This window comes from Microbacterium gubbeenense DSM 15944 (genome assembly GCF_000422745.1).
GTDB lineage: Bacteria > Actinomycetota > Actinomycetes > Actinomycetales > Microbacteriaceae > Microbacterium > Microbacterium gubbeenense.
Genome location: NZ_AUGQ01000007.1, coordinates 1 through 21,496 on the forward strand (window position 1 = coordinate 1; position 21,496 = coordinate 21,496).

Consider the following 21,496-nt stretch of genomic DNA (forward strand, 5'->3'; position numbering starts at 1 on the left):
TCTCGCCCAGGCCTGGCAGGAGCGGATGCGGATGGGCTACTTCGTCCAGATCGCGAACATGCCCGAGGCCACGAAGCTCTACGACACCGTCGTGACCTGGTGGGACGCCATCGAGGTCCTCATCGTCACCGGCGCAACCACCGCGAAGGTCGAAGCGGGCAACACCGGCATCAAGAACATCAAACGCACCGGCCGCGGATTCCGCAACGCGGAGAACTACCGGACGCGTATCCTGCTCACCAGCGCCGCGAGAACCGTAGCGTGAATACCCGCCACAGCAGGGTCATTCACCACGAACCGCGAAGAGCCGCTATACCTGATCCGGCTCGGCGTGCTGCGCCGCCGCGCGCTCGAGCGGCCGCCTGCGTTCTAAGCGCCCTGCTGCGCGATCGCACGCAGGTGCGCGCGGGTCGGTTCCACGACGTGATCCGCGTACTCGGGGTGCTTCGGCAGCCAGGCCTTCACGTACGGGCACACCGGCACGACCTTGTGGCCCGAGGCGATGAGGTCGTCGATGACGCCGCGGACAAGGACCGACGCGAGGCCCTGGCCGGAGTAGTCCTTCGAGACGAGCGTGTGGAAGAGCACGCGCTCGTCGCCGGTGTCGACGTACTTCTCCTCGCCGATCTCGGTCTCGCCATCGAGCAGCACGTAGCGCCGCTCGTCGGGACGGTGGTCAACAGTTGCCATGATCGTTGTTCCTCACTCGCGCGGGCGCAGCCGCACGTTCGGCAGGACGGGGGCGGGCAGCGCATCCGGCTGTCCGGAGGGAAAATCGCCGAAGAGCGGATCCGGGCTCTCGCCGGGTTCGAAGCCCATCTCGGCCTGGTAGCGGCGGCGGAACTCTGCGACCTCGTCGTGGGTGCGGCCGACGAAGTTCCACCACATCACGATCTGCTCGGCGAACGGCACGCCGCCGAGCAGGATCACGCGCGCGGCGTCCTCCACCGCAATCGTGAGCGAATCGGATCCGGTCGGCACGTACGCCAGCTCGCGGTGCGCGATCGCCGTGCCGTTGACTCGCGCATCGCCCGACTCGGCGAGCACCGCGTACTCGAAGTCGCGTCGGGCTTCGAGCGTGACGGACGCGCCGGCCTCGAGCGTGAGCTCGGCACCCAGGAGGTCGGGCGTGCGCGTGTCGACCGGCGACGCGGATCCCGCGAGCGAGCCGATGAACACGCGCGCGCTCACGCCGGGCGCAGGGGAGACGGGTTCGGGAACATAGTGCGCGAAGTGGTTCTCGCTGAAGCGCGTGGCATCGGGGAGCGCGTACCAGAGCTGCACGCCGTGCAGGATGCGGGTCTGATCCGTCGAGATCTCCTGGTGGGTGATCCCGCGGCCGGCGATCATGAGGTTCAGCTCGCCGGGGACGACCCGCGCGGCGTTGCCACCGGAATCGAGGTGGTCGATCTCGCCGCTGAACAGCCACGACACGGTCGCGAGCCCGGTGTGCGGGTGGCGCGGCACGCTCATGCCGCCCGTGACCGACACGTCGTCGGGGCCGTAGTGGTCGAGGAAGCACCAGGATCCGACGAGCGAGCGCTTGCGCTGCGGCAGGGTGCGGGCGACGGGCATCGCGCGGGGCCCGCCGAGGGGCACGTCGCGCGGGGTCAGCACCTCGACATCGGAACACGGTTCGCCGGGCTCCAGCACAGCGACGTCGGGATTGCGCTCCACGTTGCTCATGGGGCCAGCATACGGTGCATGCGGTTGCATAGGAACAAGTTTATCGTTGACAATAGTGTGTTGCACACAGTATCGTCAGATCTCATGATCGACTCTCCCAACGCGCACCTGCAGGAGCTGCGGCGGGGAACGATCGTCCTTGCCTGCCTCCGCCGACTGCGGAGCGCGGACTATGGCTATAACCTGCTTGAGCAACTGGCGAGCCAGGGGTTCGAGACAGATGCGAATACGCTGTACCCGCTTCTGCGACGGCTCGAGAAGCAGGGGTACCTCGAGAGCGAGTGGAACACCGATCAGTCGCGTCCGCGCAAGTTCTACCTCACATCCGACGAGGGCGAACGGCTCGCCGAGATGTTGACCCGCGAATGGCAGCTGCTGACGCGAGCGATCGCGTCTCTCACCGATGAGGAGAAGTGACATGACGGCCACGCTCACGGAACGCTACGTGCACGATACGATCCGCCGCCTGCCGCCCGACGCGAGAGACGACGTGCGGCGAGAGCTCGAGGCCTCCATCGCCGACGCCGTCGAGGCGCGAGGCAACGAGGGCGTATCGCTCGCGGAGGCCGAACGCCTCGCGCTCGAAGACCTCGGCGATCCCGCTGTGCTCGCGAGCGGCTTCGCGGATCGGCCCCTCGCCCTGATCGGGCCGCGGTTCTTCCTGCTGTGGTGGCGGATTCTGAAGGTGCTGCTATGGAGTGTCCCGCCTGTCGCGGGAGCAGGTGTCGCGATCGGTCACGCAATCGCGGAGGAACCCGTCGGCACGATCATCGCCGAGTCGATCGTGGTGATGATCAGCGCGATCATGCACGTGTTCTTCTGGACGACGATCGTGTTCGCTGTCCTCGACCGATCCGGGGCCCGGATCGCGGCGCGGTGGACCGTCGATCGGCTTCCCGAAGCGCCCGAGCGTCAGGGCGGCGTGGCCGACGCCATCGCGTCGGGAGTCGTGCTCATGCTCGTCGTCACAGCCGTTCTGTGGGACTACGCTCGCGGGTTCGCCTTCCTCAATGGGAGCTGGACGTCGGTGCTGAGTGCCGAGCTCTGGCCGTGGTGGATCGCCGGGCTGTTCTCGGTCGTACTCGCTGAGGCCGTCTTCGTCGTCGTGCGCGCGCGTCGCGGCGTCTGGACAGTCGGCCTCGCGGTGATCCGGACCGCGATCGCGATCGTATTCGTCAGTTGGGCGGCATCCGTCATCGGGCGCGGGCTCCTGCTGGCAACTGAGATCGTCGCTGCGTTCCAGGCGGTGGGCGTCGGCGCGGACGTGATGCGGATCCTTGCGATTCTTCTGATCGTCGGCATCGCGGTCACTGCGGTCGCTGCGGTCGTACAGGCGTGGCGCGGCGTGCGGCGCGCAGGCTGATTCGGCGTTCGAGACTGCGTGCACCGGCCCCGGGGTCGTCCCGGGAGCGTACGCTGGAGCGCGATGACGAGCGACTTCTCCCGACCCGTGTTCCGCCCCTCTGCGACGTTCGACCGCCTGTTCGCGTCGGAGGATCCGGCGGAGGTCTCGCGCGCCGCGCACGCCACCGCGACGACGCTCCTCGCACGCGCGCGTGAGGACGAGGATCCGGAGACGATCGAGCGGCTGATCGCGTTCACGGCGTCGCACGGCATCGACGATATCGCCCAGCTCTGGTCGCGTTCGCCCGCGAAGTCGCTGCCCGGCGCGCTGTGGAGGATGTACCTCATGCAGCTCAGTATCCACGACGACCCACAGACCGCCGCACTGCTGTATGAGCTCGGCCGGCAGAACCTGCCGACGACCGACGCAGTCGTCGCGGGCGCCCCCACGCCGGCGGGGCCAGCGGAGCTCATGGTGCTCATCGACACGATCCTGCGGGGTGCGTTTACCGGGGACTTCGCGGTGGCGCTGGATCGCACGGCGGCATTCTGCCGGGTGCAGGCCTCCGGGGCGACGCACCTCGCCGACGACTACGAGCAGACCGAACCGCACCGCTCGACGGCGCTGACGACGCGCGCCCTGCGCCTGGCGTCGTACGCCGACGATCTCGCGATCGCCGCCCGCCTCTGGCGCCGCGACGACCTGCTCTGAGAACCGTGTCCCCGTTGGAGCGGCTTTGAGGCGGTGATCGCGCACTAACGGGGACATCGTGATCTGGAGAGCTCGAGGTGGCCGGATGGGCGGTGCTCGGGTCTGCCGGTGACCTCAGCTGTTCGTGGTCAGGCGCACGAGGTTCGCCCACGGATCCTCGAACGACACCGTTGCGCCGTCGTCGCGGATCTCGACGCCGTAATGCAGCAGGCGCTCGGTCGTGGTGCCGATATCCTCCCGCGTCGGCAGGGCGATGTTCACCGCGCCGAGGCCGAGCGTTCGGCCTCGGCGGCCTGCCCCGCTGCTGTTCCACACATTCATCGCCATGTGGTGGTGGTAGCCGCCGGCGCTGACGAACAGGGCGCCGTTCCAATCGAGCGTCGTCTCGAAGCCCAGCTGGTCCACGTAGAAGGTGCGCGCGGTGTCGACGTCGCCGATGCTCAAGTGCACGTGACCGACGCGCGCGCCGCCGACGACCGGATCCGCCGCGCCCGCCTCGGTGAGGTGCTCGCGCAGGTAGGCGTTCGGGTCGAGGCGGACGACGCCCATCTCGACCTGCCCGTGGGTCCAGCTCCATGTCGTGCGGTCGCGGTCCCAGTAGAGCTCCACACCGTTGCCCTCGGGGTCGGTGAAGTAGAACGCCTTGCTCACGAGGTGGTCGGCGCTGCCCGTGAACGTGCCCGGCGCGTGGCGGGCGACCGATGCCACGGCCGCCGCCAGCGCGGGCTCCGTCTCGAACACGATGGCCGTGTGGTACAGCCCGGCATCGCGCGGGGACGCGTGCCGCAGCTCCGGCGCGTGCTCGAGGATCACCACGGGTTCCGTGTCGCGGCCGAGCACGGCCATCGGGCCGACGGCGGTGAGCACGGTGAGCGGTACGGCCTGCGTGTAGTACCGGGTCATCGCGTCCAGGTCGGCGACGCGGAGCGTCACCGGGCCCATGGCCGTGTCGGCGGCGAGCAGGTCGGCCGCGCCGCGGACGTCAGCTGACAACGGCGAACCCTGCCGTCCAAGCCACCTTCTCCTGCGCGGCGAGCGTGAGCTGCAGGAAGCCGATCGCCTCGAGCTCGTGCGCGCGCTTCAGGGATCCCGCGTCGATCGCGCGCAGTCCGCCCGCGGTGATCGCGTCGGCGAGCGCCGTCTTCGCGCCCTCGTCGTCGCCCGCGATGAGCACGGTCGTCTCCGCCTGGCCCACGGTGCCCGACGCGAGCGTCGCGGCGAAGTTCGTGTTGAACGCCTTCACCACGTTCGCGGCCGGGAGGGCCTGCTGCAGCTCCGCCGTCGCCGAGCTGCCCGCGGGCACGACGAGCGCGTCGAAGGTCGCGAAGTCGAGCGGGTTGGTGATGTCGACGACGGTCTTGCCGGCGAGCTTGTCGCCGTAGTCAGCCGCGATCTGGGCGATCGCGGGGTAGGGGACCGCGAGCACGACGATGTCGCCCCGGACGTCGGCGTTGTTGTCGGCGCTGCCGATGTGCTGCACGTCGGCGCCGCCCTTAGCGAGAACGCTGTCGATCGCGGTGCCCATGTTGCCGTTGCCGAAGATGGTGATGCTGGTCATGATGTCCTCCAATTTGATTGTTGCTACAACTATAAGGGTCAACATCGTTGTCGGCACAACTATTCCCGTAGGATCGTGTCGTGTCCAGACCTCGCTCATTCACGCCCGAAGAACAAGCGACATGGGCGCCCGTCGCGACCATGATGGAGCTCTTGCCGCGGCGGCTCGACGCTCAGTTGCTGCGCGACGACGACCTGACGCACTTCGACTACTTCGCTATGGCCGTGCTCACGCGGGCCGATGGCCATTCGCTGCGGATGAGCGAACTCGCCGATCGCACGAACGCAACGAGGCCGCGGCTGTCGCATGTCATCGGACGCCTCGAGACGCGCGGGTACGTGGTGCGTTCGAAGGCACCCGGCGATGCTCGTGGCACGGATGTGCGTCTGACGCACGAGGGGCGGCGGAAAGCGATCGCGGCGACCCCGAGGCACGTCGACAACGTCCGAGACGCTGTGCTCGATGCGCTCACGCCGGAGCAGCGCGTCCAGCTGCGCGAGATCGCGAACCTCGTGCTCGAACGGTTGGATCCGAGCGGGCAGGTGGCTGGGCGTCACCGCGGCGATTTCGATCCGAGCTGAGAGTCTCGTGGCTATCGACCGTGGGGCACGAAGGTGCCGAGCCGCAGAAGTACGCCTCACGGCGGAAGGCCGCTCGAAGCGGCGAAATTTGGAGCCCGGGGTAATCTGCGGCCCGGCACTACCAGTGTAACGAACTGCAGCCCGAGGAATTCCTGACTCAGCAGATGCGGAGACGAGCCACAACCGCGGACCGCATGCACGATCTGGTCCGCGGTTGTGGCTCGTCTCCGTCCGAAAGGCTCGGGATTATCCGAAGCGGCCCGACACGTAGTCCTCCGTCGCCTTGACCGTCGGCGTCGTGAAGATCTTGGTCGTGTCGTCGTACTCGATGAGCTTGCCCGGCTTGCCCGTGCCGGCGATGTTGAAGAACGCCGTCTTGTCGGACACGCGGCTCGCCTGCTGCATGTTGTGCGTGACGATCACGACCGTGTAGTCGTTCTTGATCTCCGCGATCAGCTCCTCGATCGCGAACGTCGAGATGGGGTCCAGGGCCGAGCAGGGCTCGTCCATGAGGATCACATCGGGCGAGACCGCGATCGCACGGGCGATGCAGAGGCGCTGCTGCTGGCCGCCGGACAGGCCCGAACCCGGCTTCTCCAGGCGGTCCTTGACCTCGTTCCAGAGGTTCGCGCCGCGCAGCGACTGCTCGACGAGCGAATCCTGGTCGCTCTTGGCCATGCGGCGGTTGTTGAGCTTGACGCCCGCCAGCACGTTGTCGCGGATCGACATCGTGGGGAAGGGGTTGGGCCGCTGGAAGACCATGCCCACCTGGCGGCGGACGAGCACGGGGTCGACGCCCGGGCCGTACAGGTTCTTGCCGTCGATCATGACCTCGCCCTCGACGCGGGCGCCGGGGATGACCTCGTGCATGCGGTTCAGGGTGCGCAGGAAGGTCGATTTCCCGCAGCCCGACGGGCCGATGAACGCCGTGACCGTACCGGGCTGCACGTCGAGGGACACACCTTCGACGGCGAGGAAGTCGCCGTAGAAGACGTTGAGGTCATTGACTTCGATGCTCTTGGACATCCGATGAATCCTTCTTCGTTGCTGTCGTCAGCGCGGTTCAGCGACCGCTGGTCTTGGGGGCGAACACCTTCGAGATGAGGCGCGCGAGGAGGTTGAGCACCATCACGATGAGCAGCAGCGTGAGGGCGGCGGCCCACGCGCGTTCGAGCGACGCATCCGGGCTCGAGGCGCTGGGGTACATGAACTCGTTGTACACGTACACGGGAAGCGTCATCATCTGCCCGTTCGACGTCTCGAACGGGTTGAGCTGAAGGTTCTGCACGAATCCGGCGGTGAGCAGCAGGGGAGCCGTCTCGCCGATCACGCGGGCGATCGCCAGCATGACAGACGTCGTGATTCCGGCGATCGCCGTCGGCAGCACGACCTTCGTGATCGTCAGCCACTTCGGCACACCGAGCGCGTACGAGGCCTCGCGCAGCTCGTTCGGCACGATGCGCAGCATCTCCTCAGATCCGCGCACGACGACCGGGATCATCAGCACGCTGAGCGCGAGCGCACCCATGATGCCCATGCGCACGCCGGGGCCGAGCAGTAGCGCGAACACCGAGTAGATGAACAGACCGGCGACGATCGACGGGATGCCGGTCATGACGTCGACGAAGAACGTGATGGCGCGGGAGAGCCGGTTGCCGTTGCCGTATTCGATCAGGTAGATCGACGTCATAAGGCCGATCGGAACGGAGATCAGCGTGGCGAGCCCCGTGATGATGAGCGTTCCCCAGATCGCGTGGACGGCGCCGCCGCCCTCGCCGATGATGTTGCGCATCGAGAAGCTGAAGAACTCGCCGTCCATGCGCGCGAGGCCGTTGGACACGACGGTCCACAGCAGCGAGACGAGCGGCAGACAGGCGATCACGAACGCGGTCGAGATGAGTGCCGTCATGAGGCGATCGGTCGCGTGGCGGCGGCTCTCGGCGATCGACGAGATGACGCCGATGAGCACGATGTAGATCACCATGCCGACGAACAGGGCGCCGACGACATTGAAATCGGCGAGATCCCGGCCGTCGTGGGTCACGCCGAAGATCGCGAACGAGATCGCCATGGCGCCGACGAGGATCGCCCAGGGGGTCCAGCCGGGCAGGTGGCCCGCGGTGATGGATCGGGTGGGGGCGGGCGCGGCGGTGGCCGAGGGAGAGGTCATGTCAGTTCGCTCCCGAGAACTCGGCGCGACGGTTCACGAGCCAGCGCGCGATGGCGTTGACGGCGAACGTCACGATGAACAGGATGAGGCCGGTGGCGATCAGGGTGTTGACGCCCGTGCCATACGCCTCGGGGAAGTGCAGGGCGATGTTCGCCGCGATCGACTGCGGGTTTCCCGACTGCAGCAGCTGGAAGGCGATGATGGGCGATCCCGACAGCACCATCGTGACTGCCATGGTCTCACCGAGCGCACGGCCGAGGCCGAGCATCGCGCCCGACACCATGCCGCCGCGGGCGAAGGGGAGGACCGACATGCGGATCATCTCCCAGCGCGTGGCGCCGAGCGCCAGGGATGCCTCTTCGTGCAGCTTCGGCGTCTGCAGGAACACCTCGCGGCAGATGGCGGTCATGATCGGGAGGATCATGACCGCGAGCACGAGAGCGGCGGTCATGATCGTGCGACCGCTGGCCGAGACGGGGCCGCTGAAGAACAGGTCGAGGACCGGAACCGTGCCGAGCGTGTTCGTCAGGGTGACGTAGAACGGCTGCAGGAAGCTCGAGAAGAACAGCGCGCCCCAGAGGCCGAACACGACGGACGGGACCGCGGCGAGGAGGTCGATCACGTATCCGAGCACGGCCGCGAGCTTGCGGGGCGCGTAGTGCGAGATGAACAGCGCGATGCCGATCGCGATCGGCGTGGCGATGAACAGCGCGAGAAGCGACGACCAGAGCGTGCCGAACAGCAGCGGAACGGCGTAGCTCCAGAAGCTCTCGCCCTCGAGCATCGGGTTGTCGTCAGGATCCGTCGCGAACGCGGGGATCGACTGCGCGATGAGGAAGAAGGCGGTCGCGGCCAGCACGATCAGAATGATGATGCCGGCACCGAGCGAGGCCCCCGAGAAGGCGAGGTCGCCGGGGCGCTTGCGGGCGCGGATCCGGGTGGCGGGCGATGGATGCTGCGCGTCGGGCGCTGGCGCGGGCGCCTTCTCCGAGATGCTCATTAGCTCCCAGTTCTTGTACGTGGGGGACATCATGCGTGCGCCCCCGGGCGGGGATGAGGTCGTGCTCGCCCCCGCCCGGGGGCATGGAAACCGGTTCTCAGCCTATGCGGCCGGGCCCGGTCCCGAAAGTGTTACTCGGTGACGATCGCGTCGATCGCCGCGTTGACCTGCTCGCGGAGGCCCTCCGAGATCGGAGCGCTGCCGGCCTCATCGGCGGCGACCTGCTGGCCCTCCTCCGACGCGACGAACGTGAAGTAGTCCTTCACGAGCTGCGCCTTCTCGGCGTCTTCGTACTCGACGCAGCCGATGAGGTACGACACGAGGGCGATCGGGTAGGCGCCGTCCGAGGCCGAAGCGGGGTCGACCGCGAAGACGAGGTCCTGGTCCTCACGACCGTCCTCGAGGTCCGAGTTCTCGATGAGCTTCGAGGCGGCCTCCGACGAGTACGGCACGTACTCGCCGTCGACGCCCACGGCCACCTGGCCGGCGTCCTCGGGAGCCTGCGACGCGTCGAGGTAACCGATGGTGCCCTCGCTCGAGCCGACGACCTGCGAGATGCCCTGCGTGCCCTGGGCGCGCTCGGTGCCATCGATCGGCCACTCGTCGCCGACCTCGTAGGTCCACACGTCGGGGGCGGTCGCGGCGAGGTACGACACGAACGTCTCGGTGGTGCCGGAGGCGTCCGAGCGGTTCACCGGGGTGATCGCGAGATCGGGGAGCTCGACGCCCTCGTTCTGCGACGCGATCGCCTCGTCGTTCCACTGCGTGATCTCACCGGCGAAGATACCGGCGATCGTCGCGGCGTCGAGGTTGAGCGTGTCGATCTCGGGCAGGTTGAACGCGAGCGCAACCGGCGAGATGTAGGTCGGGATCTCGACGATGCTGTCCGACGCGCAGGTGGCGAAGCCGCCCTCGAACTCCTCGACCTCGAACGCACGGTCGGAGCCGATGAAGTCGGAGGCGCCGGCGATGAAGTTGTCGCGGCCGGTGCCCGATCCGGTCGACTCGTAGTTGACGGTCGCGTCGGGGTTGTTCGTCTGGAACGTTGCGACGAGGGCTGCCTGCGCGGCGGCCTGCGACGAGGCGCCGGTGGCGCCGAGCGTGCCGGCCGAGCCCGCGGGGGCCTCGGAGGACGAGCCGCCGTCGGAGGGGGCGTCACTGGCGGGTGCCTCGTTCGCGGCGCAGCCGGCGAGGGTAAGGGCAGCAACGGCACCAATAGCGGCGATGCCGGACAGGCGAGAAAGCTTCACGAAGAAATCCGATCCGTTCAGAGAAAGGGCAGTTCTGGTGCTGGGAGGGACGCCCAACAGTTTTCGACGCTAAGCGCGCTCTCTGACCGGATCAGAGACTCAAGGTGAACGGGAGATTAACGAGGTTGTGAAACCCCTCAGAGTGCGTAGTCGGCGATGACCGGTGCGTGGTCGCTCCAGCGCGCGTCGTACGAGGGGTAGCGGTCAACGCGGTAGTCCTTGACGAGGTCCGCGAGGGCGGGAGTCGCGACGTGGTAGTCGATGCGCCACCCGGTGTCGTTGTCGAACGCCTGGCCGCGGTTCGACCACCAGGTGTACGGCCCGTCGACCTCGCCGGCGAACGTGCGGCCCACATCGACGAAGCCGAGCCCCGTTCCGGTGGATCCGTCGACCATCTCGAGCGATGCGCCCGCCTCGCCGAAGAACCGGTCGAAGTACGCGCGCTCGCGCGGCAGGAAGCCCGACTTCTTGCGGTTGCCGCGCCAGTTCTTGATGTCGAGCTCTCTGTGACCGACGTTGAGGTCGCCCGTGACGACCGCGTACTCGCCGAGGTGGGGGAGACGCTCGAGCATGGCGTTGAGGAACAGCCACTTCGCGGCCTGCTTCGGGGTGTCGACCTCCCCGGAGTGCACGTAGGCGCTCACCACCGTGAGGGTCGTGCTGCCGACGTGGAAATCGGCCTCGATCCAGCGGCCGTGGGAATCGACGGTGTCCTCGCCGAGGCCGACGCGGTGCGCGACGGACGGCTCGCGGGAGGCGATCGCCACGCCCGCGCGGCCCTTCTGCAGTGACTCGTCCTCGAGGATGTGCCAGCCCGGCAGGATCGCCTCGAGGTGCTCGCGCTGTCCGCGCACCTCCTGCAGGGTCAGGATGTCGACGCCCGAGGCGTCGATCCACTCGCCCATGCCCTTTCGAGCGGCGGCGCGGATCCCATTGACGTTCACGGAGGCGATGCGAGTCATGCGCCCCAGCCTAACGACGAAACGGGGCCCGGCACGATGCCGGACCCCGTTTCGCGTGCTGCGTTCGCTCAGCGGCCGCCCTTGAGGATGGCCTGCTTCACCTCGGCGATCGCCTTGGTGACCTCGATGCCGCGCGGGCACGCCTCGGTGCAGTTGAAGGTCGTGCGGCAGCGCCACACGCCCTCCTTGTCGTTGAGGATGTCGAGGCGCACCTGCGACTCGTCATCGCGCGAGTCGAAGATGAACCGGTGCGCGTTGACGATCGCGGCCGGGCCGAAGTACTGCCCGTCCGTCCAGAACACGGGGCACGACGAGGTGCACGCCGCGCACAGGATGCACTTCGTGGTGTCGTCGAAGAGCGCGCGGTCCTCGATCGTCTGGTGGCGCTCCTTGTTGCCCTTGGGCGCCGAGTTCGCCTGCAGGAAGGGCTGCACCTCGCGGAACGACGCGAAGAACGGCTCCATGTCGACGATGAGGTCCTTCTCGAGGGGGAGACCCTTGATCGCCTCGACGTACACGGGCTTCGCGATGTCGAGGTCCTTGATCAGCGTCTTGCAGGCGAGGCGGTTGCGGCCGTTGATCCGCATCGCGTCGGATCCGCAGATGCCGTGCGCGCAGGAGCGGCGGAACGAAAGCGAGCCGTCCATGTCCCACTTGATGCTGTGCAGGGCATCGAGTACGCGGTCGGTCGGGTACATCTCGACGTCGTAGTCGACCCACTTGGGTTCGGCGTCGACCTCCGGGTTGAAGCGGCGCACCATGAAGGTGACGAGGTACGACTGGATCGCCTCTTCCTCGGCCGGTGCATCTGCCACGACAGCGGACATCAGTACTTCCTCTCCATCGGCGGGTAGCGGAGCTCGCCCGCCTCGTTCTTCGTGAAGACGACGGGCTTCCACTCGAGGGCGATGTGATCGTCAGGATCCGGCGAGTGCGGGTTGCCCGTCAGATACGCCATCGTGTGCTTCATGTAGTTCTCGTCATCGCGGTCGGGGTAGTCCTCACGCATGTGGCCGCCGCGGCTCTCCTTGCGGTTGCGGGCGGCGTAGGCGACGATCTCGGCGAGGTCGAGCAGGAAGCCCAGCTCGATCGCCTCGAGCAGGTCGGTGTTGAACCGCTTGCCACGGTCATCGACGGCGACGTTCATGTAGCGCTGGCGCAGGCCGTGGATCGTGCCCATCACGTTCGTGAGGGTCTCCTCCGTGCGGAACACCTGCGCGTTCTTGTCCATCTCCTCCTGCAGCGTGCGGCGGATGTCCGCCACGCGCTCGGTGCCCTGCGAGGAGCGCAGGCGCTCGACCATCTCGCGCACCTCCTTCGCGGGATCCGCGGGGAGGGGCACGAAGCCGGCCGACTTCGCGTACTCGACGGCGTTGCGGCCCGAGCGCTTGCCGAACACGTTGATATCGAGCAGCGAGTTAGTGCCGAGGCGGTTGGATCCGTGCACGGACACGCACGCGCACTCGCCGGCCGCGTACAGGCCCGGGACGATCTCGTCGTTGTTCGCAAGCACCTCGCCGTTGTTGTTCGTCGGGATACCGCCCATCGCGTAGTGGGCGGTGGGCATCACGGGAACGGGCTCGACGACGGGGTCGACGCCCAGGTAGGTGCGGGCGAACTCGGTGATGTCCGGCAGCTTCGTCTCGAGCACCTCGGCGCCCAGGTGGGTGCAGTCGAGGTAGACATAGTCCTTGTTCGGTCCGGCGCCGCGGCCCTCGAGGACCTCCTTGACCATCGAGCGCGCCACGATGTCGCGCGGCGCGAGGTCCTTGATGGTCGGGGCGTAGCGCTCCATGAAGCGCTCGCCCGACGCGTTGCGGAGGATCGCGCCCTCGCCTCGGGCGCCCTCGGTCAGGAGGATGCCGAGCCCTGCCAGGCCGGTCGGGTGGAACTGGAAGAACTCGATGTCCTCGAGCGGCAGGCCCTTGCGCCAGATGATGCCGACGCCGTCGCCCGTGAGCGTGTGCGCGTTCGACGTCGTCTTGAACATCTTGCCGAAGCCGCCGGTGGCGAACACGACCGACTTGCCCTGGAAGACGTGCAGGTCGCCGGTCGCCAGCTCGAGGGCCACGATGCCCGCCACGCGCGTGCGGCCGTTCTCGTCCTTCGAGGTGACGAGGTCGAGCGCGTAGAACTCGTTGAAGAAGTTGATGCCGAGCTTGACGCAGTTCTGGTACAGCGTCTGCAGGATCATGTGACCGGTGCGGTCGGCGGCGTAGCACGCGCGGCGCACAGGCGACTTGCCGTGCTCGCGGGTGTGGCCGCCGAAGCGCCGCTGGTCGATCTTGCCGTCGGGCGTGCGGTTGAAGGGCAGGCCCATGTTCTCGAGGTCGATGACCGCGTCGATGGCCTCCTTCGCGAGGATCTCCGCAGCGTCCTGGTCGACGAGGTAGTCGCCGCCCTTGACGGTGTCGTACGTGTGCCACTCGGCGTTGTCGTCCTCGACGTTCGCGAGCGCCGCGGCCATGCCGCCCTGCGCCGCGCCCGTGTGGGATCGGGTCGGGTACAGCTTCGTTACGACGGCGGTGTTCGCGTTCGGACCCGCCTCGATGGCGGCGCGCATTCCGGCGCCGCCGGCGCCGACGATGACGACGTCATGCTGGTGGTAGTAGACGCCGTCCTTGAACTCTGCGTCGGGGTATGCGTTGGATGCCATTGCTGTTTCGCAGTCTTTTCCGTCAGAGGGCCTGGCAGGCGTCGGCGATCGCGCCGCCGGTGCTCGCGCCGATGCAGGGGTCGAAGGTGAACACGACGAGCGTGCCCAGCAGGATCATGAGGGCCGCAACGATGCCGATGACCCAGACGAGCGTGGCGCGCGTCTTGGCGCCGCGAACGTAGTCGTTCACGATCGTGCGCATGCCATTCGCACCGTGGATGAAGGCCAGCCACAGCATCAGAACGTCCCACCACTGCCACAGCGGGTTCGCGAACTTTCCGGCGACGAAGCCGAAGTCGAGAGCGCTGATCCCGTCGCCGAGCATCAGGTTCACGAAGAGGTGACCGAAGATCAGCACGACGAGGAGCACGCCGGAGACGCGCATGTACAGCCAGCCCCACTTCTCGAAGTTGGAGCCCTTGCGGCGCTGGGGTGCGCGGGGCGCGTCGATGGTCGAAGCATTCATCAGTGACCGCCTCCCATGTGCGAGAGGACATTCGGGATATGGCGCACGCTGAAGCCAGCGATCGTCACGATCCACACGACGATGACGCACCAGAACATCTGGCGCTGGTACTTCGCGCCCTTGGACCAGAAGTCGATCAGGATGATGCGGAGTCCGTTGAACGCGTGGTACGCGATTCCGGCCACCAGCACGACCTCGCCGAAGCCCATGATGGGGTTCTTGTAGGTGCCGATCACGGCGTCGTACGCCTCGGGCGACACGCGGATGAGCGCTGTGTCGAGGACGTGCACGAGGAGGAAGAAGAAGATGGCGACGCCGGTGATGCGATGAAGCACCCACGACCACATGCCCTCGCGGCCGCGGTAGAGAGTTCCTCGCGGAACTTTTGACGTGGTCTGGGACACATCGGGTGTCAGACGCGCGGGTGCGGACACGATCGTCCTCTCTGATCGAAAGCTGATGATGCCGGCGCGCACGCCCCACATACAGACATGCGGTGAGCCTGTGACCCAGGATACTCCGCACATGTCGATCCATCGATGAAGGCTCGCCTAAGTATCTCGACGTCAAGACATCTGCGAGCCCAGAAGCGCGTCGACTACGGTTGAGGTCATGTCTGAGCCGATCGATGACTTCTTCGCCGTGATCCCCGCTGGTGGCATCGGATCGAGGCTCTGGCCGCTGTCGCGAGCCGAGTCGCCGAAGTTTCTGCACGACCTGACTGGATCCGGCGTCTCGCTGCTGCGCACGACGTGGGACAGGCTCCTGCCGCTGACCGGACCCGAGCGGATCAGCGTGGTCACCGGCCGCGCGCACGGCGCGAAGGTCGAGGAGGAGCTTCCCGACGTCTCGCTCGAGAACGTGTTCATCGAACAGGATCCGCGCGACTCCGCTGCGGCGATCGGGCTCGCCGCGGCCATCCTGCACCGTCGCCACCCGGACGTCGTGATCGGATCCTTCGCGGCCGACCACGTCATCAAGCGGCAGCGCGTGTTCGAGTTCACGGTGCGCCAAGCCGTCGCCGCGGCCCGCGCCGGTTACATCGCCACGATCGGCATCCAGCCGTCCGAGCCGGCGGTCGGCTTCGGGTACATCAAGACGGGCGAGGAGCTCGTCATCGACGACGCGCCGATGGCGGCGCGCGTCGAGCGCTTCGTCGAGAAGCCCGATCTCGCCACGGCGCGCGAATACTTCTCGGACCGGTCCTATCTCTGGAATGCGGGCATGTTCATCTCGCGTGCGGACGTGCTCCTCGATGAGCTCAAAGCGAACGAGCCCGCGCTGCACACGGGACTCGTCGAGATCGCGGAGGCATGGGACACGGACCAGCACGACGCGGTCGTCGAGCGCGTGTGGCCGGGGCTCAAGAAGATCGCCATCGATTACGCGGTTGCCGAGCCCGCGGCCGAGAAGGGGCGCCTCGCCGTGATCCCGGGGCAGTTCGACTGGGACGACGTCGGCGACTTCGCGAGCCTGTGGGGCCTCGTCGGCGACGGCAAGCGCAACGGCGTGACCGTGCTCGGCGAGAACGCGAACGTCCTGGACGACGGCGCATCGGGGTTCGTCGTGTCGCAGACGGATCGCGTCGTCGCGATGATCGGCGTCGAGAACGTCATCGTCGTGGACACGCCGGACGCGCTGCTGATCACGACGAACGAGCACGCGCAGCGTGTGAAGCAGACCGTGACGGCGCTGCAGAAGCAGGGCCGCGGGAGCGTTCTTTAGACGGTCGCGACAACCGGGCCGCGGGGCATATGTAACTTTCCCGTTTCACCGCACCAAAGTGCTCGAAAAGCGCAATGGTGCCGGGGTAGCGTGTGCATATTGCCCTGCGAGGCGCAGTCCGATTGGCGGCTGTGCTGTGGGGCCCAGTCAATGGAGGACTCAGCGTTATGAAGACGATCACGCGTTCCGCGCTGGCCGGCATCGCCGCCGTCAGCGCAGGCCTTCTGCTCGCAGGATGCGGTGCGGCGCCCGAGGAAGAGACCGCGAGCGGCGGCAACGGCGGGACGGAGGACGCGGCCAGTGATTTCCTGCCGTGCATCGTCTCGGACTTCGGCGGTTTCGACGACAAGTCGTTCAACCAGCTCTCGCTCGAGGGCGTCGTCCAGGCGGCCGAGGAGCTCGGCGTCGAGTGGAAGGAAGTCGAGTCGAACGCCGAAACCGACTACGCCCCGAACCTCGAGAACCTCGTGGCCCAGGGCTGCAACGCGATCGTCTCGGTCGGCTTCGCCCTCGCCCCCGCCACCATCGAGAACGCGAAGGCGAACGAGGACATTGACTTCATCCTGGTCGACGACGCCGCGGACGCCGATTTCGACGGTGAGACCGACGTGCCGACGATCAAGCCGCTGCTGTACGACACGGCGCAGGCCGCGTTCCTCGCGGGCTACCTCTCGGCGGGCTACTCGGAGACCGGCAAAGTCGGCACCTTCGGCGGCCAGGAGTTCCCGACCGTCACGATCTTCATGGACGGCTTCAAACAGGGCGTCGACTACTACAACGAGGAGAAGGGCACCGACGTCTCCGTCGTCGGCTGGGACGGCGAGACGGGCACCTTCACGGGCGGCTTCGAGGCCGGCCCCGAGGCCAAGAGCGCCGCGCAGAACATCATCGACCAGGGCGTCGACGTGCTGCTGCCGGTCGGCGGTCCGATCTACCAGTCGGCGCTGCAGGCGATCAAGGAGTCCGACAGCGACATCGCGCTCATCGGCGCGGACGCCGACCTGTACGAGACCGACCCGTCCACGGCCGAATTCGTGCTCACGTCGATCCTGAAGAACATGGACCTGTCGACGTACCAGGCCGTCACGGACAGCGCGAACGGCTCGTTCGACCCGACGCCCTACGTCGGCACGCTCGAGAACGACGGCGTCGGCATCGCCGACCTGCACGACTTCGCCGACAAGGTCGATGCCGATCTTCTCGCCGAGGTCGAGGCGCTGAAGGAATCGATCATCGCGGGCGACGTCGCCGTCGAGTCGTACCTCGGCTGATCCCGTATCAAAAAGCGGGGAGGCGAGCTCACGCTGGCCTCCCCGCTTTCACGCCCTGCTGAATAGGATCGACTCATGAAGCTCGAGTTGCGCGGCATCACCAAGAGATTCGGTGCTCTCACCGCCAATGACCACATCGATCTCACGATCGAACCCGGCGAGATCCACTGCCTCCTCGGCGAGAACGGCGCCGGCAAGTCCACTCTGATGAACGTGCTGTACGGCCTCTACCAGGCCGACGACGGCGACATCCTCATCGACGGCGCCGTCCAGGGATTCAGCGGGCCCGGCGACGCGATGGCCGCGGGCATCGGCATGGTCCACCAGCACTTCATGCTGATCCCGGTGTTCACCGTCGCGGAGAACGTCATGCTCGGTCACGAGCAGACGAAGTTCGGCGGCCGCCTCGACCTGGCTGCGGCCCGCGCGCGGGTGCACGAGATCTCGAAGCGGTTCGGTTTCAACGTCGATCCGGACGCGCTCGTCGAGGACCTGCCGGTCGGCGTGCAGCAGCGCGTCGAGATCATCAAGGCGCTCTCGCGGGATGCGAAGGTGCTCGTGTTCGACGAACCGACCGCCGTGCTGACGCCGCAGGAGACCGATGAGCTGATGACGACGATGCGTCAGCTGCGCGACGCCGGCACATCGATCGTGTTCATCACCCACAAGCTCCGCGAGGTGCGCGAAGTCGCCGACCGCATCACGGTGATCCGCCTCGGCAAGGTCGTCGGCGAGGCCGAGCCGACGGCGTCGAACGCCGAGCTCGCCTCGCTCATGGTCGGCCGCGCGGTCGAGCTGACCGTGCACAAGGATCCGCCGACCCTCGGCGACGAGGCGCTCGTCGTGAGCGGTCTGACCGTCACGGACGACGTCGGCACCGTCGTCGTCGACGACGTCTCGTTCTCCGTGCACGCGGGAGAGGTGCTCGCGATCGCGGGCGTGCAGGGCAACGGGCAGACCGAACTCACCGAGGCGATCGTGGGGCTGCAGGACCGCGTGTCCGGCTCGGCGCGCTTGAATGGCCGTGAGCTGGCCGGTCGGAGCGTGCGGGACATCCTCGACGACGGCGTCGGCTTCGTGCCCGAGGATCGCAGCGTCGACGGGCTCGTGAAGGAGTTCTCGATCGCCGAGAACCTCATGCTCGACCGCTCGCACGGAGAGCCCTTCGTCTCGCGCGGCACCATCCGGCAGAACGCGCTGAACGACTTCGCGCGCGAGAAGATCGACGAGTTCGACATCCGCACGCAGGGGCCCGCGCAGGCCGCCGGCCGCCTGTCGGGCGGCAACCAGCAGAAGGTCGTGCTGGCGCGAGAGCTGAGCCGCGACCTGTCGCTGCTCGTCGCGGCGCAGCCGACCCGCGGCGTCGACGTCGGCTCGATCGAGTTCATCCACACGCGCATCGTCGCGGCGCGCGACTCCGGGATCCCGGTGCTCGTCATCTCGACCGAGCTCGATGAGGCCGCCGCGCTCGCCGACCGGATCATGGTCATGTACCGCGGCAAGGTCGTCGGAATCGTTCCGGGCGACACACCGCGCGAGGAGCTCGGCCTGATGATGGCCGGCATGTCGGGGTCATCGGCTCTGGGTGGGGAGACGAGCGCATGAGCGCCGCAGAGACCGCGCCGAAGCCGTCGCGCTGGCACGTCGCGCTGAGGCAGATCACGACCGGGGGCGCCGCGATCTCGGTGCTGTCGGTGGTTCTGGCACTCATTGCGGGATCCGTTCTGATCGCGATCACGAACGAGAGCGTCCAGTCGGCCGCCGGGTACTTCTTCGCCCGCCCGATGGACACCGTCGCCGCGGTGTGGGACGCCGTCTCCGGCGCGTACGCCGCGCTGTTCCGCGGCGCCGTGTTCAACCCGAACGCGTCCGGCTTCGCCGCGCAGATCCGGCCCCTCACGGAATCGCTGAAGTTCGCGACCCCGCTGATCGCGGCCGGCCTCGGCGTCGGCCTGGCGTTCCGCGCGGGCCTGTTCAACATCGGCGGACAGGGGCAGATGCTCATGGCCGCCGCCGGCGCCGGATACGTCGGCGCCTACCTCGACCTTCCCGTCGGCCTGCACCTGCTCGTCGCGGTCGTCGCGGGCGTCGTCGCCGGCGGCATCTGGGCCGGCATCGCCGGGTACCTCAAGGCCAGAACCGGCGCGCACGAGGTGATCCTCACGATCATGCTCAACAACATCGCGCTGTATCTGCTCGCGTGGATGCTCGCGACGCAGGGGATCCTGCAGGCCCCGGGATCGAACAACCCCAAGACGGCGCCGATGGCGGAGACGGCGCTGCTGCCGAACCTGCTCGGCGATCGCTTCAACCTGCACGCCGGCTTCATCCTCGCGCTCGTCGCCGTCGCGTTCACGTGGTGGCTGCTCGAGCGATCGAGTCTCGGATTCCGGCTGCGCGCGGTCGGCGAGAACCCCCACGCCGCGCGTGCGGCGGGCATCAGCGTCAGCCGCTCGTACGTGATCGTGATGGTCATCGCCGGCGGCCTCGTCGGCGTCGCCGGCGTCAGCCAGGTGCTCGGCACGGTGCCCACGGGCTTCGGCGGCGACATCGACGCCGGCATGGGCTTCGACGCCATCACGGTGGCGCTGCTCGGCCGCTCGTCGCCGATCGGAATCCTCGGCGCCGGCATCCTGTTCGGCGCCTTCAAGGCCGGCGGCTTCTCGATGCAGGCGGCCGAGCAGGTGCCGAACGAGGTCGTCCTCGTCGTGCAGTCGCTCATCGTGCTGTTCATCGCGGCGCCGCCGCTCGTGCGCGCGATCTTCCGCCTGCCGGATCCGGCCCAGCCCCGGGCGCGAAAACGCGGCCGTCACGCGAAGGCGGTGACCGTATGAGCGCCGTCATCGAGCCCGTCGTGAGCGACGAGCAGCGCAAGGTCACGATCACGTCGTGGAAGGTTCCGGCGATCTTCGCCGTGTTCACGGTGCTGTTCGCGCTGATGCCGCTGCTGGCGCCGCGCGAGGGCGTGAGCACCTTCCGCCTCGTGCGCAGCGCCGCCGCGGCGATCCAGCTGCCGGACCTCGTCGTGCCGTCGAACCCCACGGCGTGGGTGTGCGTCGCGCTGATGGCGGTCGCGACCGTCGTCGCCTTCCTCCGCACCCGCGCGGGGAGGCCCTCGCCGCTCTGGCTGACGATCGTCTACGTCGTGCTGCTGCTCGTCGGATTCCTCGCGTGGGCGTCGGCCGGCGCGACGCTGCCGATGATCGGCCTGCTGACCGGATCCCTCGCCCTGGCGACGCCGCTGATCTTCGGCGCGCTCGGCGGCGTGATCGGCGAGCGCGTCGGCGTCGTGAACATCGCGATCGAGGCGCAGCTGCTGTCGGGCGCGTTCTCGGCGGCGCTCGTCGGATCGCTCACGGGCACCCCGTGGCTCGGCCTGGTCGCCGCGATGATCGCGGGGCTGCTGGTCGGGCTCGTGCTGGCGGTGTTCGCGATCACCTACTTCGTGAACCAGATCATCGTCGGTGTCGTGCTGAACGTGCTCGTCGTGGGGCTGACGACCTTCTTCTTCAGCACCGTGATGGCCGACAACACGGCGACGCTGAACTCGCCCGAGCTGTTCCGCGTCATCTCGATCCCGGTGCTGAGCGAGATTCCGGTGATCGGGCCGGTGCTCTTCCAGCAGACCGTGCTGACCTACCTGATGTACATCGTCGTGGCGATCGTCTGGTACGGGCTCTACCACACGCGCTGGGGCCTGCGCCTGCGCGCCGTGGGCGAGCACCCGCAGGCCGCCGACACCGTGGGCATCAAGGTCGCGGCGACCCGGTACGCCAACGTCATGCTCGCGGGCGCGATCGCGGGCATGGGCGGCGCGTTCTACACTCTCGTGTCGAACCCGCAGTTCGGACGCGAGATGACGGGCGGCGCCGGATACATCGCGCTCGCCGCGCTCATCTTCGGTAAGTGGGATCCGATCCGCGCGACGCTCGCGGCGCTGCTGTTCGGGTTCGCGACGAACCTGCAGGGCGTGTTCTCGGTGATCGGATCCCCGGTTCCGAGCCAGTTCATGCTCATGCTGCCGTACGTCGTCACGCTGTTCGCGGTGGCGGGCCTCGTCGGACGCTCGCGCCCGCCGGCGGCATCCGGCCAGCCGTATATCAAGGGATGAGGCC

General features: G+C 67.7%; 23 protein-coding genes. 10 read left to right on the top strand and 13 right to left on the bottom strand.

What is annotated here, in order from left to right; all coding sequences use genetic code 11:
* Nucleotides 1–265 (top strand): transposase (locus G510_RS15565; RefSeq protein WP_036322179.1); only part of this gene is annotated, 265 nt, incomplete at its 5' end.
* Between the two features lie 104 nt (nucleotides 266–369).
* Here the strand turns inward: G510_RS15565 and G510_RS0105975 are convergent.
* The gene (locus G510_RS0105975) at nucleotides 370–690 is read right to left on the bottom strand and encodes a GNAT family N-acetyltransferase (RefSeq protein WP_029152895.1); all 321 of its coding nucleotides are present in this window, start codon (nucleotides 688–690) and stop codon (nucleotides 370–372) included.
* A gap of 12 nt (nucleotides 691–702) precedes the next feature.
* Nucleotides 703–1,686 carry a pirin family protein gene (locus G510_RS0105980; RefSeq protein ID WP_029152896.1) on the bottom strand — a complete coding sequence of 328 codons (984 nt, stop codon included), beginning with the start codon at nucleotides 1,684–1,686 and terminating at the stop codon, nucleotides 703–705.
* 84 nt (nucleotides 1,687–1,770) lie between these two features.
* On the opposite strand from G510_RS0105980, the gene G510_RS0105985 reads away from it, so the two are divergent.
* The 3 genes from G510_RS0105985 (at nucleotide 1,771) to G510_RS0105995 (ending at nucleotide 3,742) form a co-directional block, all read left to right on the top strand.
* Complete coding sequence (locus tag G510_RS0105985; protein WP_029152897.1) at nucleotides 1,771–2,103, top strand: PadR family transcriptional regulator; 333 nt, start codon at nucleotides 1,771–1,773, stop codon at nucleotides 2,101–2,103.
* 1 nt (nucleotide 2,104) lies between these two features.
* Nucleotides 2,105–3,049 (top strand): permease prefix domain 1-containing protein, encoded by a 945-nt coding sequence (locus tag G510_RS0105990; RefSeq protein WP_029152898.1) that lies wholly within the window; start codon nucleotides 2,105–2,107, stop codon nucleotides 3,047–3,049.
* Between the two features lie 63 nt (nucleotides 3,050–3,112).
* On the top strand, nucleotides 3,113–3,742 hold the full coding sequence (locus G510_RS0105995) for a hypothetical protein (RefSeq protein WP_029152899.1): 630 nt from the start codon (nucleotides 3,113–3,115) through the stop codon (nucleotides 3,740–3,742).
* Nucleotides 3,743–3,856: 114 nt separating this feature from the next.
* On the opposite strand, the gene G510_RS0106000 is transcribed toward G510_RS0105995, so the two are convergent.
* Together G510_RS0106000 and G510_RS0106005 are read right to left on the bottom strand one after the other, a co-directional pair.
* Nucleotides 3,857–4,684 carry a VOC family protein gene (locus G510_RS0106000; protein ID WP_051216519.1) on the bottom strand — a complete coding sequence of 276 codons (828 nt, stop codon included), beginning with the start codon at nucleotides 4,682–4,684 and terminating at the stop codon, nucleotides 3,857–3,859.
* A gap of 40 nt (nucleotides 4,685–4,724) precedes the next feature.
* A complete protein-coding gene (locus G510_RS0106005; RefSeq protein WP_029152901.1) occupies nucleotides 4,725–5,300 on the bottom strand; it encodes an NADPH-dependent F420 reductase in 576 nt (191 codons plus the stop codon).
* Between the two features lie 80 nt (nucleotides 5,301–5,380).
* Between G510_RS0106005 and G510_RS15570 the strand changes: the two genes are divergently transcribed.
* On the top strand, nucleotides 5,381–5,881 hold the full coding sequence (locus G510_RS15570) for a MarR family winged helix-turn-helix transcriptional regulator (protein WP_036322183.1): 501 nt from the start codon (nucleotides 5,381–5,383) through the stop codon (nucleotides 5,879–5,881).
* Nucleotides 5,882–6,127: 246 nt separating this feature from the next.
* On the opposite strand, the gene pstB is transcribed toward G510_RS15570, so the two are convergent.
* The 9 genes from pstB to sdhC all read right to left on the bottom strand — a co-directional run bounded on the left by pstB (nucleotide 6,128) and on the right by sdhC (nucleotide 14,819).
* Nucleotides 6,128–6,907 (bottom strand): phosphate ABC transporter ATP-binding protein PstB, encoded by a 780-nt coding sequence (pstB, locus tag G510_RS0106015; protein ID WP_029152902.1) that lies wholly within the window; start codon nucleotides 6,905–6,907, stop codon nucleotides 6,128–6,130.
* A 37-nt stretch (nucleotides 6,908–6,944) separates the two neighbouring features.
* Nucleotides 6,945–8,051: a phosphate ABC transporter permease PstA gene (gene pstA, locus G510_RS0106020; protein ID WP_029152903.1), complete on the bottom strand. Its 1,107-nt coding sequence runs from the start codon at nucleotides 8,049–8,051 to the stop codon at nucleotides 6,945–6,947.
* 1 nt (nucleotide 8,052) lies between these two features.
* Nucleotides 8,053–9,051, bottom strand: a complete 999-nt coding sequence (gene pstC, locus G510_RS0106025) for a phosphate ABC transporter permease subunit PstC (RefSeq protein WP_051216460.1) — start codon at nucleotides 9,049–9,051, stop codon at nucleotides 8,053–8,055.
* Nucleotides 9,052–9,182: 131 nt separating this feature from the next.
* Nucleotides 9,183–10,301, bottom strand: coding sequence for a phosphate ABC transporter substrate-binding protein PstS (locus G510_RS0106030; RefSeq protein WP_029152905.1), 1,119 nt, complete (start codon nucleotides 10,299–10,301; stop codon nucleotides 9,183–9,185).
* Nucleotides 10,302–10,438: 137 nt separating this feature from the next.
* Complete coding sequence (locus tag G510_RS0106035) at nucleotides 10,439–11,263, bottom strand: exodeoxyribonuclease III (protein WP_036322185.1); 825 nt, start codon at nucleotides 11,261–11,263, stop codon at nucleotides 10,439–10,441.
* 68 nt (nucleotides 11,264–11,331) lie between these two features.
* Nucleotides 11,332–12,090: a succinate dehydrogenase iron-sulfur subunit gene (locus tag G510_RS0106040; protein ID WP_036322187.1), complete on the bottom strand. Its 759-nt coding sequence runs from the start codon at nucleotides 12,088–12,090 to the stop codon at nucleotides 11,332–11,334.
* Entirely contained in the window at nucleotides 12,090–13,919 is a 1,830-nt protein-coding gene (gene sdhA / locus G510_RS0106045) for a succinate dehydrogenase flavoprotein subunit (RefSeq protein ID WP_029152908.1), read from the bottom strand. Before sdhA ends, G510_RS0106040 begins: the two co-directional genes overlap by 1 nt.
* Before the next feature lie 22 nt (nucleotides 13,920–13,941).
* A complete protein-coding gene (gene sdhD / locus G510_RS0106050) occupies nucleotides 13,942–14,385 on the bottom strand; it encodes a succinate dehydrogenase, hydrophobic membrane anchor protein (protein WP_029152909.1) in 444 nt (147 codons plus the stop codon).
* Nucleotides 14,385–14,819: a succinate dehydrogenase, cytochrome b556 subunit gene (gene sdhC / locus G510_RS0106055; protein WP_245563241.1), complete on the bottom strand. Its 435-nt coding sequence runs from the start codon at nucleotides 14,817–14,819 to the stop codon at nucleotides 14,385–14,387. Before sdhC ends, sdhD begins: the two co-directional genes overlap by 1 nt.
* Nucleotides 14,820–14,997: 178 nt before the next feature.
* Between sdhC and G510_RS0106060 the strand changes: the two genes are divergently transcribed.
* The 5 genes from G510_RS0106060 (at nucleotide 14,998) to G510_RS0106080 (ending at nucleotide 21,492) form a co-directional block, all read left to right on the top strand.
* Nucleotides 14,998–16,110, top strand: a complete 1,113-nt coding sequence (locus G510_RS0106060; RefSeq protein WP_029152911.1) for a mannose-1-phosphate guanylyltransferase — start codon at nucleotides 14,998–15,000, stop codon at nucleotides 16,108–16,110.
* 167 nt (nucleotides 16,111–16,277) lie between these two features.
* Nucleotides 16,278–17,381, top strand: a complete 1,104-nt coding sequence (locus tag G510_RS0106065; protein ID WP_029152912.1) for a BMP family lipoprotein — start codon at nucleotides 16,278–16,280, stop codon at nucleotides 17,379–17,381.
* A 75-nt stretch (nucleotides 17,382–17,456) separates the two neighbouring features.
* On the top strand, nucleotides 17,457–18,986 hold the full coding sequence (locus tag G510_RS0106070; protein WP_029152913.1) for an ABC transporter ATP-binding protein: 1,530 nt from the start codon (nucleotides 17,457–17,459) through the stop codon (nucleotides 18,984–18,986).
* Nucleotides 18,983–20,215, top strand: a complete 1,233-nt coding sequence (locus G510_RS15575) for an ABC transporter permease (protein ID WP_051216462.1) — start codon at nucleotides 18,983–18,985, stop codon at nucleotides 20,213–20,215. The genes G510_RS0106070 and G510_RS15575 overlap by 4 nt, the downstream gene beginning before the upstream one ends.
* Nucleotides 20,212–21,492, top strand: coding sequence for an ABC transporter permease (locus tag G510_RS0106080; protein ID WP_029152914.1), 1,281 nt, complete (start codon nucleotides 20,212–20,214; stop codon nucleotides 21,490–21,492). Before G510_RS15575 ends, G510_RS0106080 begins: the two co-directional genes overlap by 4 nt.
* Nucleotides 21,493–21,496: the final 4 nt, after the last annotated feature.